The sequence below is a fragment of the Streptomyces sp. NPDC003034 genome, from assembly GCF_053591375.1.
The window spans coordinates 169949-184289 of sequence record NZ_JBSFTS010000001.1 but is presented as its reverse complement, the minus strand read 5'-3'; the positions used below and the strand labels follow the sequence as shown (position 1 = coordinate 184289).

The window sequence follows — 14341 nt, the reverse complement described above, 5'->3', positions numbered from 1 at the left end:
CGGGGTGCCGGCCCTCCGGCGTGCGCGTCCGTGCGATCAGCGGCTGTGCTGCGAGTCCGCGATCGTGACCTCGACCCGCTGGAACTCCTTGAGCTCGCTGTAGCCCGTGGTGGCCATCGAGCGGCGCAGCGCGCCGAAGATGTTCATCGAGCCGTCGGGGCTGTGCGAGGGACCGGTGAGGATCTCCTCGGTGGTGCCCACGGTCCCGAGGTCGACCTTCTTGCCGCGCGGCACGTCCTCGTGGACGGCCTCCATGCCCCAGTGGTTGCCCTTGCCCGGCGCGTCGGTGGCGCGGGCCAGCGGGGAACCGATCATGACGGCGTCCGCGCCGCAGGCGACGGCCTTCGGGATGTCGCCCGACCAGCCCACGCCGCCGTCCGCGATGACGTGCACGTAGCGGCCGCCGGACTCGTCCATGTAGTCGCGGCGGGCCGCGGCCACGTCCGCGACGGCCGTCGCCATCGGGACCTGGATGCCGAGCACGTTGCGCGTGGTGTGCGCGGCGCCGCCGCCGAAGCCGACCAGGACGCCCGCGGCGCCGGTCCGCATCAGGTGCAGGGCCGCGGTGTAGGTGGCGCAGCCGCCGACGATCACCGGGACGTCGAGCTCGTAGATGAACTGCTTGAGGTTCAGCGGCTCAGCGGCGCCCGAGACGTGCTCGGCCGACACGGTGGTGCCGCGGATCACGAAGATGTCCACACCCGCGTCCACGACGGCCTTGGAGAACTCGGCGGTGCGCTGCGGCGAGAGCGCGGCGGCCGTCACGACGCCCGAGTCCCGCACCTCCTTGATGCGCCGGCGGATCAGGTCCGCCTGGATCGGCGCGGCGTAGATCTCCTGGAGACGGCGGGTGGCGGACGCCTCGTCCAGCTCCGCGATCTCGTCGAGCAGCGGCTGCGGGTCCTCGTACCGGGTCCACAGGCCTTCGAGGTTCAGCACGCCGAGGCCGCCGAGCTCGCCGATGCGGATCGCGGTCTGCGGCGAGACGACCGAGTCCATGGGGGCGGCCAGGAAGGGGAGCTCGAAGCGGTACGCGTCGATCTGCCAGGCGATCGAGACCTCCTTCGGGTCCCGGGTCCGCCGGCTCGGGACGATGGCGATGTCGTCGAACGCGTACGCCCTGCGGCCGCGCTTGCCGCGCCCGATCTCGATCTCAGTCACGTGTGGTGGCCTTTCCTGTGGGTCTGCCCGTCCAGTATCCCCGAACCCCGGGGGGCCGCGTTCCGGTGACCGCTGTACGGACGCCGCTCGCGCGCGGCCGGGCCGTCACGGCCCACCACGGGCGGCCGCGAACGGCGGGTCCGGCGGCCCCCGACGGTAGCCCCGGCGGGCCCGCACGGGAAAGACGGGCACGTACGGGGGAAGGGCGGGCCCGGTTCGCCCGGGACCGCCCTTCACCGCCGTCGCACTGCGCCGTCCGCTCAGCCCTTGCGGGAGTAGTTCGGCGCCTCGACCGTCATCTGGATGTCGTGCGGGTGGCTCTCCTTGAGCCCCGCCGAGGTGATCCGGACGAAGCGGCCCCGCTCCTGCAGCTCCGCGACGGTGCGCCCGCCGACGTAGAACATCGACTGGCGCAGGCCGCCGACCAGCTGGTGCACGACCGCCGAGAGCGGGCCGCGGTAGGGCACCTGGCCCTCGATGCCCTCGGGGATGAGCTTGTCGTCGCCGCCCACGCCCTCCTGGAAGTAGCGGTCCTTGGAGAACGAGCGCTGCTCGCCGCGGGACTGCATCGCGCCGAGCGAGCCCATGCCGCGGTAGGACTTGAACTGCTTGCCGTTGATGAAGAGCAGCTCGCCCGGGGACTCCTCGCAGCCCGCGAGCAGCGAGCCGAGCATCACGGTGTCGGCGCCCGCGACCAGGGCCTTGGCAATGTCGCCCGAGTACTGGAGGCCGCCGTCGCCGATGACCGGGACCCCGGCGGCCTTCGCTGCGAGCGCGGCCTCGTAGATCGCGGTGACCTGCGGGACGCCGATGCCGGCGACCACGCGGGTGGTGCAGATGGAGCCGGGTCCGACGCCGACCTTGATGCCGTCGCAGCCGGCGTCGATGAGCGCCTGGGCGCCGTCGCGGGTGGCGACGTTGCCACCGATGACGTCGACGCCCGAGTTCGACTTGATCTTGGCGACCATGTCGCCGACGAGCCGGGAGTGCCCGTGGGCCGTGTCCACGACGATGAAGTCGGCGCCCGCCTCGATCAGGGCCTGGGCGCGGTCGTAGGCGTCACCGGCGACGCCGACGGCCGCGCCGACCAGCAGGCGGCCTTCGCCGTCCTTGGCGGCGTTCGGGTACTGCTCGGCCTTGACGAAGTCCTTGACCGTGATGAGGCCCTTGAGGATGCCCGCGTCATCGACCAGCGGAAGCTTCTCGATCTTGTGGCGGCGCAGCAGCTCCATCGCGTCCACACCGGAGATGCCCACCTTGCCCGTGACCAGCGGCATCGGCGTCATGACCTCGCGCACCTGGCGACTGCGGTCCGACTCGAAGGCCATGTCGCGGTTGGTGACGATGCCGAGCAGCTTGCCCGCCGCGTCGGTGACCGGGACACCGGAGATACGGAACTTCGCGCACAGCCGGTCCGCCTCGCCCAGCGTCGCGTCCGGGTGCACCGTGATCGGGTCGGTGACCATGCCGGACTCGGAGCGCTTGACCAGGTCGACCTGATTGGCCTGGTCGGCGATGGAGAGGTTGCGGTGCAGCACGCCGACGCCGCCCTGACGGGCCATCGCAATGGCCATGCGGGCCTCGGTGACCTTGTCCATGGCGGCGGACAGCAGCGGGACGTTCACCCGGATGTTGCGCGAGATGAGGGAGGAGGTGTCGATCGCCTCCGGCGACATGTCCGACGCGCCCGGCAGCAGCAGCACGTCGTCGTAGGTCAGTCCGAGCGTGGCGAATTTGTCGGGCACTCCAGTCGAACCGCTGTCAGTCATGACACCTTCCCAAATGGTCTTGCTCAGCGCGGATGTCCATGCTAACGGGATCCCGCAGCGTCTCATTCCACCACTAAGGCGCGGGGGAAGTTTCGTCGCTTCCTACGATCACGCCTCCTCCTACGACGCTCCCACCGCGCCCCTACTGCTCGGCGAGCGCCCGCAGCCGGCTGAGCGCCCGGTGCTGGGCCACGCGGACCGCGCCGGGGGACATGCCGAGCATCTGCCCCGTCTCCTCCGCCGTCAGCCCGACGGCCACCCGCAGGACGAGGAGCTCGCGCTGGTTCTCCGGCAGGTTGGCCAGCAGCTTCTTGGCCCAGGCGGCGTCACTGCTGAGCAGTGCGCGCTCTTCCGGACCCAGCGAGTCGTCGGGCCGCTCGGGCATTTCGTCGGAGGGCACGGCCGTGCTGCCCGGATGCCTCATGGCGGCGCGCTGGAGGTCGGCGACCTTGTGCGCGGCGATGGCGAAGACGAAGGCCTCGAAGGGGCGCCCGGTGTCCCGGTAGCGCGGCAGGGCCATCAGAACGGCGACGCAGACCTCCTGCGCCAGGTCCTCCACGAAGTGACGAGCGTCACCGGGAAGCCGTGAGAGCCGGGTGCGGCAGTAGCGGATGGCCAGCGGGTGCACGAAGGCGAGCAGATCGTGCGTGGCCTGCTCGTCACCCTCCACCGCGCGGCGTACGAGCGCGCTGACCGGCCCGGTGCCGGGACCACCGCTGCTGCCACTGCCGCCACCGCGGCTGCCGCCTTTGGCGGCGCCGCTGGCTGTGGGGCCTGTGGGGCCCGTGGCCGCAGGTGACCCCAGGGCCTCGTCCTCGCGCATCGATCCATGGTGCCTCGGCGCCGCGGCATCCGCGGCACCGTGTCCCGTGTTGTGCGTCGAAGCGTTATGAGCGGGTGCGCCGGAGCTCATGGTCTGCGCCCTCCCCTCCCGCTCGGCCGAATCGCCCCCGGGGATTCCCCGGGGACTCCACATCTCCAAGGATGCGGCACACCCTCAAGGATGCGGCATCGCCCGCGAAGCGACACGTCCCCCGGATTGTGCCCCGCCAATCCCCGGATGCGCACCGGGTCGGGCAGGACGGGAAAGGCACCCACCGGGGCGGGGCAAGGCCCGGTACTCCCGTGAGCCGGGCGCATCCCAGCCGTGGCCGGGCCGCGCCGCCCCGCCCGCCGATGGCGGACGGGACCGCTCCGCGCGGCCGGCGGCCGCGCCGGACGGGGTCGCGGTGGACGGAGTCGCGGCGGACGATGCCGTGGCCGCGCCGGCGGACCCGGGCCGTCGCCCGGAGGTCAGCGGACGAGGCCCCAGCGGAATCCGAGGGCCACGGCGTGGGCCCGGTCGGAGGCGCCCAGCTTCTTGAACAGCCTGCGGGCGTGCGTCTTGACCGTGTCCTCCGAGAGGAAGAGCTCGCGCCCGATCTCCGCGTTGGACCGGCCGTGACTCATGCCCTCCAGTACCTGGATCTCACGCGCGGTGAGCGTGGGCGCGGCGCCCATCTCGGCCGAGCGGAGCCGGCGCGGGGCCAGTCGCCAGGTCGGGTCGGCGAGGGCCTGGGTGACCGTGGCCCGCAGTTCGGCACGCGAGGCGTCCTTGTGCAGATAGCCCCGGGCGCCGGCGGCGACCGCGAGGGCCACGCCGTCCAGGTCCTCGGCGACCGTCAGCATGATGATGCGGGCCCCGGGGTCGGCCGAGAGCAGCCGCCGGACCGTCTCCACACCGCCGAGCCCGGGCATCCGTACATCCATGAGAATGAGGTCGGAGCGGTCGGCACCCCAGCGGCGGAGGACTTCCTCGCCGTTGGCAGCCGTCGTCACACGCTCGACGCCGGGCACGGTGGCAACCGCGCGACGGAGCGCCTCTCGGGCAAGCGGGGAGTCGTCGCAGACGAGGACGGATGTCATGACCGCCCTCCGCAGCTGCTGATGCGCGTCACCTTGAGCCTCCAGGCTGGTACGTATCGTCACCTGTGCGGTCGATGCCCCCGGACACCTGTCCGAGAACTTCTTGGTTCAACCGCCTTCGCACACTCAACGATGGTCACTCGAAAGAGTTACGGGTCGGACGGACACCTTCAGCACTCTACGTGAGGAAGCGAACACGGCGCAGGCGCCACAAGCCAGCTGTCCTCCATCTGGAGCTATGCCCTATTTGGCGGCTTTCCTTCCGTTTGGCATGTGTCTGAGGCTAGATTCCGAATGAGTCATATTTACATCTACTAGGACAGTAGGTGTGGAGACATGGACCGTATCCGCCTCAGTACCGGCACCAAGAGGACTACCAATGGCAGATTTCTCCCGCCTCCCCGGACCGAACGCCGACCTCTGGGACTGGCAGCTGCTGGCTGCCTGCCGGGGGGTCGACAGCTCCCTCTTCTTCCACCCGGAAGGCGAGCGGGGCGCGGCCAGGAGCGCGCGCGAGGCCTCGGCTAAAGAGGTCTGCATGCGTTGCCCGGTGCGTTCGGAATGCGCTGCGCACGCACTCGCCGTCCGCGAGCCCTACGGGGTGTGGGGCGGCCTCACCGAGGACGAGCGCGAGGAACTGATGGGCCGCGCCCGGCATCGCCTGATCCCCGCGTCGAGTGCGATCGGACCGATCGCACCGCACTGACCGCCGCCGACCACCGCACCGATCGCCGCACCCGTCACCGCGCCGACCACCGCACCGACCGGCTCGGAAACGACCGAAGGAACGTTTCCTCAACGCACTGACCGACACACGGATGGACCAATCCGCCCGGGCGAGTCGCAGCCGGGCCCGGGGCGTCACGCGTTCGGCCGCACCTGCCGCTCGGCTGCGCCGGCTCCCCGGGCCCCGGGGGAGCCCCGGCCTCAGCGCGTGGCGGCCCGCTCCAGCTCGGCCAGGGTCGCCGCCACGGCCGGCACCCGGGCCAGGTCGGGCAGGGTCAGCGCCACGACCTCCCGCTCGACGGCCGGTTCCACGACGACCGTGCTCACGCCCTTGGCCCGTACGGACTCCACCGCCAGCTCCGGCAGCACCGCGACGCCCAGCCCCGCCCCCACCAGACCGACCACCGCCGGGTAGTCGTCGGTGGCGAAGTCGATGCGGGGGGTGAATCCCGCGGCCTCGCACACCTCCACCAGATGGCGGCGGCAGCGCGGGCAGCCGGCAATCCACGGCTCGTCCGCCAGTTCCGCCATGCGCACCCGCTCGGCCCCCGTCAGCCGGTGCCCCTCGGGGACCAGCCCCACGAGCCGGTCCGTCAGCAGCGGGCGCACCACGAGGTCCTCCCACTCGGCGGCGGTTTCCGAGCCGCCGTCCCCGGCGTAGCGGAAGGCCAGGGCCACGTCGCAGTCGCCCTCGCGCAGCATCTCCACCGAACGCGGAGGTTCCGCCTCGACCAGCGAGATACGGGTGCCCGGGTGAGCGGCGCGCATCGCCGCGAGCGCGGTCGGCACCAGGGTGGAGCTGCCGCTGGGGAAGGACACGAGCCGCACCCGGCCCGCGCGCAGCCCGGCGATGGCCGCGACCTCCTCCTCGGCGGCCGTCAGCCCCGCGAGGATCCCGGCGGCGTGCCGGACCAGGGCCTCGCCGGCCTGGGTGAGCCGCATCTCGCGGCCGCTGCGGATGAGCAGCGGGGTGCCGGCGGACTGCTCCAGCGCCTTCATCTGCTGGGAGACGGCCGGCTGCGTGCAGCCCAGCTCACGGGCGGCGGCGGAGAAGGACCCGGTCCCGGCGACAGCGCGCAGGACCCGGAGATGACGTGCCTCGATCACCCTCGAATCATAAGGCTTGCTTTGAGTGGGACGCGAAGATTATTTCCCCTCTTTGAGGCCGGGCCGCTCGGCTAGCGTGTCCTCCCATGCCGCCCATACATCTGGTCTCCGTGAACACCGGCCGTGCGACGGCCGTCGACTACACCGACGCGCGGGGAGGGCTGACCGGCATCGGCAAGACCCCCGTCCAGGGGCCGGTCCGCGTCTTCGCCCCGGGCCCGAAGGACACCGGCCACGGCAGCGGCCTGGAGGGCGACGCCGTGTGCGACCGCCGCCATCACGGGGGCGACCACCAGGCCGTCTACGCGTACGCCCGCGAGGACCTGGACTGGTGGGAGAGCGAGCTCGGCCGCGAACTGCCGCCCGGCCTGTTCGGCGAGAACCTCACGACCAGCGGCATGGACCTGAGCGGCGCGCTGCTCGGCGAGCGCTGGCGGGTGGGCCCCGAACTGGAGCTGGAGGTCTCCTCCACCCGCATCCCGTGCCGGACCTTCCAGGGCGCCCTGGGCGAGAGGGGCTGGGTCAAGCGGTTCACCCGGGAGGTGCGGCCGGGCGCGTACCTGCGGGTGGTCCGCGAGGGCCGGATCTCCCCCGGCGACCGGGTCGAGGTCACCCACCGCCCGGCGCACGGGGTGACCTCGGCCTTCCTGTTCCGCGCCTGGACCACCGAGCGCGCGCTGCTGCCCCAAGTCCTGGCGGCGGGCGAAGCACTGGCGCCGGAGGTCCGGGAAAAGGCGCTGGCGTACGCGCGGCAGCACGGGCACGCGCTGACCTGACATCGCGGGCGGCTAGGTTGCGCCTATGACGACTGCGTTGATTACGGGATCCACGGCGGGCATCGGCGCCGCCTTCGCCCGGCGGCTCGCCGCCCAGGGCCACAACCTGGTGCTGGTGGCGCGCGACCACAAGCGCCTGGGCGAGCAGGCCACCGAACTGCACGACCGGCACGGCATCGAGGCCGGGACACTGGCCGCCGACCTCTCCACAGAGGAGGGCATCGCGGCGGTGGAGCGGCGCCTGGCCGACCGCACGCACCCGGTGGACCTGCTGGTCAACAACGCGGGCTTCGGCAACAAGGGCCGCTACCTCGAAGTCCCGATGGCCGATGAGCTCACCATGCTGAAGGTGCACGTCGAGGCGGTCCTGCGGCTGACCTCGGCGGCGGCCGGGCCGATGCGCTCGCGCGGCCGCGGCGGCGTGATCAACGTGGCCTCGGTGGCGGCCTTCGTGCCGCGCGGCACGTACGGCGCGAGCAAGGCGTGGGTCGTGCAGTTCACCCAGGGCGCGGCGAAGGACCTGGCGGGGTCCGGGGTACGGCTGATGGCGCTGTGCCCGGGCTTCGTACGGACGGAGTTCCACGAGCGCGCCGGCATGGGGACGGACAACATCCCCAACTGGCTGTGGCTGGACGCCGACAAGCTCGTCGCCGCGGCCCTGGCCGACCTGGCCCGGGGCAAGACGGTGTCGGTCCCCGACCCCCGGTACAAGGCGCTGATGGGCGTCGTGAAGCTGACGCCGCGCGGGCTCCTGGGCGGCGTGACCTCCCGCACGGGCCGCAAGTACGGGCCCCGGTAACTCGCGAGTAAACCCCCACACGAGTGAAATCCTCCTAAAATGGACATGCCCCATCCAGTCCGGGAGGTGCCATGACATTCGTACAGATAATCGATTACAAGACCAGTCGGCAGGACGACCTCAACCAGCTGCTGGACCGGTACGTCTCGCAGAGCCAGGGCAGGCGCACGGTTACCCACAGCATCGTGGCCAGGGACCGCGACGCGGAGAACCACTACGTGGACGTGGTCGAATTCCCCTCGTACGAAGACGCCATGAAGAACTCCCACCTCCCGGAGACGGACAGGATGTTCCAGGAGATGGTGGCGCTGTGCGAGGGGATGCCGACCTTCACCAACTTGGACGTGGTCCGCGACGAGAACCTCAACAAGATGCTCGCCGCCCGGATGTTCGACGAGCTGGCCGCCACGGGGGACCGCTCCATGGCCGAGGAACTCTTCGCCTCCGACTACGTCGACCACGACATCCTCAAGGCGGACCCCGCGGCCGAGGGCATCGACGGCCTGATGGCGGACCTCGCCATGTGGCGGTCCTCTTTCGACGACATGTCCTTCACCAAGGACCACCAGATCGCCGAAGGCGACTTCGTCACCACCCTGTGGACCTGGAACGCCACGCACACGGGCGAGTTCATGGGTCAAGCGCCGACCGGCAAGAAGGTGACCACGACCGGCTCGACGACCTTCCGCTGTAAGGACGGCATGATCGCCGAGGGCTGGTGGCACTACGACATCATGAACGTGATGCGGCAGCTGGGCCTGATGGAGCAGATGGGATGACGGCCTGACCCCGTCCTCCCCCACGGGCAACGGGAAGGCCCCCGGCCCGCCGTACGAAACGGCGGACCGGGGGCCTCTCGTGTGCGGGCGACAGCGTCAGTGGCTGTGGCCGTGACCGTGGCCGTGACCGGCGTCGCCCTCGTCCTCCGCCGGCTTCTCGACGACCAGGGTCTCGGTCGTGAGCAGCAGGGAGGCGATGGAGGCGGCGTTCTCCAGCGCGGAACGGGTGACCTTGACCGGGTCGATGACGCCGGCCTTGACCAGGTCGCCGTACTCGCCGGTGGCGGCGTTGAAGCCCTGGCCCTTGTCGAGCTCGGCGACCTTGGAGGTGATGACGTAACCCTCCAGGCCGGCGTTCTCGGCGATCCAGCGCAGCGGCTCGACCGCGGCGCGGCGAACGACCGCGACACCGGTGGCCTCGTCGCCGGTCAGGCCCAGGTTGTCCGCGAGGACCTTGACGGCGTGGACGAGCGAGGAGCCACCGCCGGAGACGATGCCCTCCTCGACCGCGGCGCGGGTCGCCGAGATGGCGTCCTCAAGGCGGTGCTTCTTCTCCTTGAGCTCCACCTCGGTGGCGGCGCCGACCTTGATGACGCAGACGCCGCCGGCGAGCTTCGCCAGGCGCTCCTGCAGCTTCTCGCGGTCCCAGTCCGAGTCCGTGGACTCGATCTCGGCCTTGATCTGGTTGACGCGGCCCGCGACGTCCTCGGACTTGCCGCCACCGTCGACGATGGTGGTGTCGTCCTTGGAGATGGTCACGCGGCGCGCGGTGCCCAGTACGTCCAGACCGGCCTGGTCGAGCTTGAGGCCGACCTCCTCGGCGATGACGGTGGCACCCGTGAGGGTGGCCATGTCCTGGAGCATCGCCTTGCGGCGGTCACCGAAGCCGGGGGCCTTGACGGCCACCGCGTTGAAGGTGCCGCGGATCTTGTTGACGACGAGGGTGGAGAGCGCCTCGCCCTCGACGTCCTCGGCGATGATCAGCAGCGGCTTGGAGCTGCCGGCCTGGATGACCTTCTCCAGCAGCGGCAGGAGGTCCTGGATGGAGGAGATCTTGCCCTGGTTGATCAGGATGTACGGGTCGTCGAGGACGGCCTCCATACGCTCCTGGTCGGAGACCATGTACGGGGAGAGGTAGCCCTTGTCGAAGGCCATGCCCTCGGTGAACTCCAGCTCCAGGCCGAAGGTGTTGGACTCCTCGACGGTGATGACACCGTCCTTGCCGACCTTGTCCATCGCCTCGGCGATGAGCTCGCCGACCTGCTGGTCCTGCGCGGAGAGCGCGGCCACGGCGGCGATGTCGGACTTGTCCTCGATCGGACGGGCGGTGGCGAGGAGCTCGGCGGAGACGGCCTTGACAGCCGCGTCGATGCCCTTCTTCAGGGCGGCCGGGGAGGCACCCGCGGCGACGTTGCGCAGACCCTCGCGGACCAGCGCCTGCGCCAGCACGGTGGCGGTGGTGGTGCCGTCACCCGCGATGTCGTTGGTCTTGGTCGCCACCTCCTTCACGAGCTGGGCACCGAGGTTCTCGTACGGGTCGTCCAGCTCGACTTCGCGAGCGATGGTGACACCGTCGTTGGTGATGGTCGGCGCGCCGAACTTCTTGTCGATGACGACGTTGCGGCCCTTGGGGCCGATCGTCACCTTCACCGTGTCGGCAAGCTTGTTGACGCCGCGCTCAAGGGCGCGACGGGCGTCCTCGTCGAACTTCAGAATCTTCGGCATGGGAGCGGTTCAGTCCTCTCGTTGCGATCCTCGGCCGCTCACCGCGACCGCCACCGCCTAGAACGAACTACGCCCCTCGCCGCCCGGCATCAGCAGGGTGACCAGGGGCGTAGCTCAAACAAAACTGGTAAGCGAATTACTTCTCGACGATCGCGAGCACGTCGCGAGCCGAGAGGACGAGGTACTCCTCGCCGCTGTACTTCACTTCAGTGCCGCCGTACTTGCTGTACAGCACGACGTCGCCGACGCTGACGTCCAGCGGGAGACGCTGGCCGTCCTCGAAGCGGCCCGGGCCAACCGCGAGGACGACGCCCTCCTGGGGCTTCTCCTTCGCGGTGTCCGGGATGACCAGGCCGGAGGCCGTGGTCTGCTCGGCGTCGAGCGGCTGGACCACAATGCGGTCCTCAAGCGGCTTGATGGCAACCTTGGAGCTGGCGGTCGTCACGATCCGACCTCCCCCTTCGGAGATGCGGGGTTAACTGTCTGAGGGGGCGACCAGGTCGATCCGTCGTCGCGGGTGCCGGACCTGCCCTGTCGCTATTGGCACTCACCAGGGGCGAGTGCCAGGTGCGAGACTATTCCGGCGATTAGCACTCGGTCAAGCGGAGTGCCAATTCCCGCCCCTCGGGCGTTGCGCGGAGCGGGCCCGCAGCCCGTGTTTCCGGGGGTTTCGGCGGGTCTTGATCTTTTTCGGCACCGGGTGCGGCGGCGGCGCGCGGCGACCCCGCAGGAACCACGGGCCGGGCCTCGTCGTCGTAGTTGATATGAAGATAAAGCGCCTCATTGCCGAGCAGATCGGACTCAAGGCTTCCGCAAGCCCCGACGCAGCGGGCGCCACTTCCTCATCACGGCGGGCGCCCCGGGCCTCTCCACCACCGCCGACCTGCCCCGTCCCCACGGACGGCGGCGGCCCGTGCGCGGACTGAGGCCCGTGACCTCGGCGGGCACCCGGCGCCGGACCGAAGCGCTGCTGCTGGCCTTCGTCGTCGTCATCGCCGTGTTCGGCCACGCCTGCGCGGGCCTCGCGATGAACGACGAGCTGCCGCCCGACCTCGCCGGATTCGCGATCAGCCTGACCCTGCTGTCGCTGGTGGCGCATTTGGGCGTGCGCCGCTTCGCCCCCTACGCGGATCCGCTGATCCTCCCCCTCGCCATGCTGCTGACCGGGCTGGGGCTGGTCCTGCTGCACCGGCTCGACCAGGGGTACATCGAGCGGTACAACTCGGACGCGAACGCGCCCGGACAGCTGATGTGGACGGTGGTCGGGGTGGCCGCCTGCATCCTGCTGGTGGCACTGCTGCGCGATCACCGGCTGCTGCAGCGGTTCATCTACATCACGATGGCCGTCGCGCTGGTGCTCCTGATCGCGCCGGCGTTCTTCGGCGCGGACACCTACGGCGCCAAGCGCTGGATCATCCTCTTCGGCTTCTCGCTCCAGCCCGGCGAGTTCGTGAAGATCATGATCGCGGTCTTCTTCGCCGGCTACCTGGTCGTGCACCGCGACTCCCTGGCGCTGACGGGCCGCAGGTTCCTGGGCATGCGGCTGCCCCCCATGCGCCAGCTCGGCCCCATCATCACCGTGTGGATCGTGTCGATGCTCGTGCTGGTCTTCGAGCGCGACCTCGGCACCTCGCTGATCTTCTTCGGCGTCTTCGTGGTCATGCTGTACGTCGCCACGGAGCGCACCAGCTGGATCGTGTTCGGCGTGCTCATGGCAGCGGTGGGCGCCTTCGTGGTCGGCTCGACGCAGCCGCACGTCAAGGCCCGCGTGGCCGCCTGGCTGGAGCCGCTCTCGTACTACTGGCCGAACCGCCCGCCCGGGGTCAACTCGGACCAGGCGGCCCAGGCGCTCTTCAGTTTCGGCACGGGCGGCCTGTCCGGTACGGGTCTCGGCATGGGCCACCCGGAGCTGATCAAGTTCGCGGGCCGCAGCGACTTCATCCTCACCACGGTCGGCGAGGAGCTCGGGCTGGCCGGGGTCATGGCCGTCCTGATCCTCTACGGACTCCTCGTGCAGCGGTGCCTGCGCATGGCGCTCGGCGCCCGCGACCCCTTCGGCAAGCTGCTCGCGGTGGGCCTCGGCTCGGCGCTGGCCCTCCAGGTCTTCGTGGTCGCGGGCGGCGTCACGGGCCTCATCCCGCTGACCGGCAAGGCGCTGCCCTTCCTGGCGAAGGGCGGCTCGTCCCTCCTGGCCAACTGGATCATGATCGCCCTGCTGCTGCGCCTCAGCGACAGCGCGGAACGCCAACGCGAGGCGGACGCCCCCGGCCCGGCGGCGACCGAGAACGCCCCGGCGCGGGCGGCGTAGGAGCGGGCGGCGTAGCGGCGGGCGGGGAGCAGGGGCGGGCGGGGAGCAGGGCGACGGGGTCCGCGCTGTCCCCGTACCCCGTCGGGGACAGCGCGAGCGCGCCGGCGGCCGGGGTTCCGGCTACCGCCCGGCGCGCGGGCTTCACAGATAGTCCTCCAAGCGGGCCACGGCATACCCCTTGTCCGTGACGGTCTTCATGAGATGGCGGATCATGTCGGGCATCGTGCCCTTCCAGTCCTCCCGTCCCCGGAAGTGCGTGAGGATGATGTCGCCGGGGTGCAGGTCCCGGTCCCACTCGCGGTAGTCCATCCGGTTCGGGAACACCTCGGCGTTCCACAGCGGAGCCGCCTTGATGCCGCAGGACTTCGCCGCGCGCAGCGTGTCCTCGTTGTAGTTCCCGTACGGCGGCCGGAAGAGCGTCGGCCGCTTGCCGAACCGCTTCTGGATCACGTCCTGCATGCCGCAGATCTCCTGGCGCTGCTTCTCGTACGACAGCGCCGGCATGTAGCGGTGGTTCAGGGTGTGGTTGTTCAGGGTGACGCCCGCCGCCTGCATCTTCTTGAAGTAGGCGTAGTCCTCGCGCACGAGGTAGTCACTGATGAACGCCGTGTACGGCAGTTGCAGTTCCTGCATCATCTTCAGGAACTCGGGGTCCTTCTCCGCGCCGTCGTCGATCGTCAGGAAGACGACCTTGTCCTCCGTGGGGACGGTGGTGAAGATCGGCGGCAGGTTCTCGCCGTCCTCCACCTCGAAGCCCTCCCGGGTGGTGATCTCGGGCTTCTCCTTCGGCGCGGGCGGGGCGGCGAGCGGCAGTTTGGCCAGGCCCCACTTCTTCGCGGCGAGGACGCGGGCCTGCTGGGCCGCCTTCAGCCGCTCCGCCTTGGTGCCGAGCGCGCCGGCCGCGCCCTTGCCGGCCTTCTCCGCCTTCGCCTGCTCTGCCTTCACCTTCTCGGCCTTGTCCGGTGCTCCGGATTCCGCCGAGCCGCAGGCCGTACCGAGGGCCGCGAGCAGAGTCGCGACCACTGCCGTTCCCGTCACCCCGAACCGGCCGCGCGGGCGCGCCGCGTACCGGTGACCGTGTTGCTTCTTATCTTCCTTTTGTCGTACTAGCTGCATAACTGCGGATCCTGGCACCGGACACGCCCCGGACCCCCGACGACACCGCGAGCGGCCGCCGACCTTCCCTCCAGTGGCCCACACCGCCCACCGCCCGACCACCCCGCCCCGACCACCCCGCCCGGTCGCCGGTCGCCGGTCGCCGGTCGCCGGTCGCCGGTCGCCGGTCG

At 70.6% G+C, this 14341-nt stretch carries 13 protein-coding genes; 5 read left to right on the top strand and 8 right to left on the bottom strand.

Going from position 1 to position 14341, the window contains the following annotated elements:
• Positions 1-36: 36 nt before the first annotated feature.
• From ACWDX7_RS00955 to ACWDX7_RS00940, 4 genes are all read right to left on the bottom strand, one after another.
• Positions 37-1161 carry a GuaB3 family IMP dehydrogenase-related protein gene (locus ACWDX7_RS00955; protein WP_451488927.1) on the bottom strand — a complete coding sequence of 375 codons (1125 nt, stop codon included), beginning with the start codon at positions 1159-1161 and terminating at the stop codon, positions 37-39.
• A gap of 260 nt (positions 1162-1421) precedes the next feature.
• Complete coding sequence (gene guaB, locus ACWDX7_RS00950; protein WP_451488928.1) at positions 1422-2930, bottom strand: IMP dehydrogenase; 1509 nt, start codon at positions 2928-2930, stop codon at positions 1422-1424.
• Positions 2931-3072: 142 nt separating this feature from the next.
• Positions 3073-3753 carry a sigma-70 family RNA polymerase sigma factor gene (locus tag ACWDX7_RS00945; protein ID WP_451488929.1) on the bottom strand — a complete coding sequence of 227 codons (681 nt, stop codon included), beginning with the start codon at positions 3751-3753 and terminating at the stop codon, positions 3073-3075.
• Between the two features lie 470 nt (positions 3754-4223).
• A complete protein-coding gene (locus ACWDX7_RS00940) occupies positions 4224-4835 on the bottom strand; it encodes a response regulator transcription factor (protein WP_003948568.1) in 612 nt (203 codons plus the stop codon).
• A gap of 379 nt (positions 4836-5214) precedes the next feature.
• On the opposite strand from ACWDX7_RS00940, the gene ACWDX7_RS00935 reads away from it, so the two are divergent.
• Entirely contained in the window at positions 5215-5541 is a 327-nt protein-coding gene (locus tag ACWDX7_RS00935; RefSeq protein ID WP_030027725.1) for a WhiB family transcriptional regulator, read from the top strand.
• Between the two features lie 221 nt (positions 5542-5762).
• On the opposite strand, the gene ACWDX7_RS00930 is transcribed toward ACWDX7_RS00935, so the two are convergent.
• The gene (locus tag ACWDX7_RS00930) at positions 5763-6668 is read right to left on the bottom strand and encodes a LysR family transcriptional regulator (RefSeq protein WP_451488930.1); all 906 of its coding nucleotides are present in this window, start codon (positions 6666-6668) and stop codon (positions 5763-5765) included.
• 95 nt (positions 6669-6763) lie between these two features.
• Between ACWDX7_RS00930 and ACWDX7_RS00925 the strand changes: the two genes are divergently transcribed.
• The 3 genes from ACWDX7_RS00925 (at position 6764) to ACWDX7_RS00915 (ending at position 9022) form a co-directional block, all read left to right on the top strand.
• Positions 6764-7444 carry an MOSC domain-containing protein gene (locus ACWDX7_RS00925; protein WP_451489148.1) on the top strand — a complete coding sequence of 227 codons (681 nt, stop codon included), beginning with the start codon at positions 6764-6766 and terminating at the stop codon, positions 7442-7444.
• A gap of 25 nt (positions 7445-7469) precedes the next feature.
• Positions 7470-8243 (top strand): SDR family NAD(P)-dependent oxidoreductase, encoded by a 774-nt coding sequence (locus tag ACWDX7_RS00920; protein WP_451488931.1) that lies wholly within the window; start codon positions 7470-7472, stop codon positions 8241-8243.
• Positions 8244-8314: 71 nt separating this feature from the next.
• Positions 8315-9022 carry an ester cyclase gene (locus ACWDX7_RS00915; RefSeq protein WP_451488932.1) on the top strand — a complete coding sequence of 236 codons (708 nt, stop codon included), beginning with the start codon at positions 8315-8317 and terminating at the stop codon, positions 9020-9022.
• Positions 9023-9118: 96 nt separating this feature from the next.
• Here the strand turns inward: ACWDX7_RS00915 and groL are convergent, their stop codons facing one another.
• Positions 9119-10747: a chaperonin GroEL gene (gene groL, locus ACWDX7_RS00910; RefSeq protein WP_451488933.1), complete on the bottom strand. Its 1629-nt coding sequence runs from the start codon at positions 10745-10747 to the stop codon at positions 9119-9121.
• Positions 10748-10883: 136 nt separating this feature from the next.
• Positions 10884-11192 carry a co-chaperone GroES gene (gene groES, locus ACWDX7_RS00905; protein WP_266934835.1) on the bottom strand — a complete coding sequence of 103 codons (309 nt, stop codon included), beginning with the start codon at positions 11190-11192 and terminating at the stop codon, positions 10884-10886.
• A 468-nt stretch (positions 11193-11660) separates the two neighbouring features.
• Between groES and ACWDX7_RS00900 the strand changes: the two genes are divergently transcribed.
• Positions 11661-13055, top strand: a complete 1395-nt coding sequence (locus ACWDX7_RS00900) for an FtsW/RodA/SpoVE family cell cycle protein (RefSeq protein ID WP_451488934.1) — start codon at positions 11661-11663, stop codon at positions 13053-13055.
• A gap of 141 nt (positions 13056-13196) precedes the next feature.
• Here the strand turns inward: ACWDX7_RS00900 and ACWDX7_RS00895 are convergent, their stop codons facing one another.
• On the bottom strand, positions 13197-14171 hold the full coding sequence (locus ACWDX7_RS00895; RefSeq protein ID WP_451488935.1) for a polysaccharide deacetylase family protein: 975 nt from the start codon (positions 14169-14171) through the stop codon (positions 13197-13199).
• Positions 14172-14341 lie beyond the last annotated feature (170 nt).

Bases quoted from the DNA above. Each gene is read 5' to 3' on its own strand.
- groL (WP_451488933.1), bottom strand. From the start codon at position 10,747: ATGCCGAAGATTCTGAAGTTCGACGAGGACGCCCGTCGCGCCCTTGAG.
- ACWDX7_RS00915 (WP_451488932.1), top strand. From the start codon at position 8,315: ATGACATTCGTACAGATAATCGATTACAAGACCAGTCGGCAGGACGAC.
- ACWDX7_RS00945 (WP_451488929.1), bottom strand. From the start codon at position 3,753: ATGCGCGAGGACGAGGCCCTGGGGTCACCTGCGGCCACGGGCCCCACA.
- ACWDX7_RS00940 (WP_003948568.1), bottom strand. From the start codon at position 4,835: ATGACATCCGTCCTCGTCTGCGACGACTCCCCGCTTGCCCGAGAGGCG.
- ACWDX7_RS00935 (WP_030027725.1), top strand. From the start codon at position 5,215: ATGGCAGATTTCTCCCGCCTCCCCGGACCGAACGCCGACCTCTGGGAC.
- guaB (WP_451488928.1), bottom strand. From the start codon at position 2,930: ATGACTGACAGCGGTTCGACTGGAGTGCCCGACAAATTCGCCACGCTC.
- ACWDX7_RS00895 (WP_451488935.1), bottom strand. From the start codon at position 14,171: ATGCAGCTAGTACGACAAAAGGAAGATAAGAAGCAACACGGTCACCGG.
- ACWDX7_RS00920 (WP_451488931.1), top strand. From the start codon at position 7,470: ATGACGACTGCGTTGATTACGGGATCCACGGCGGGCATCGGCGCCGCC.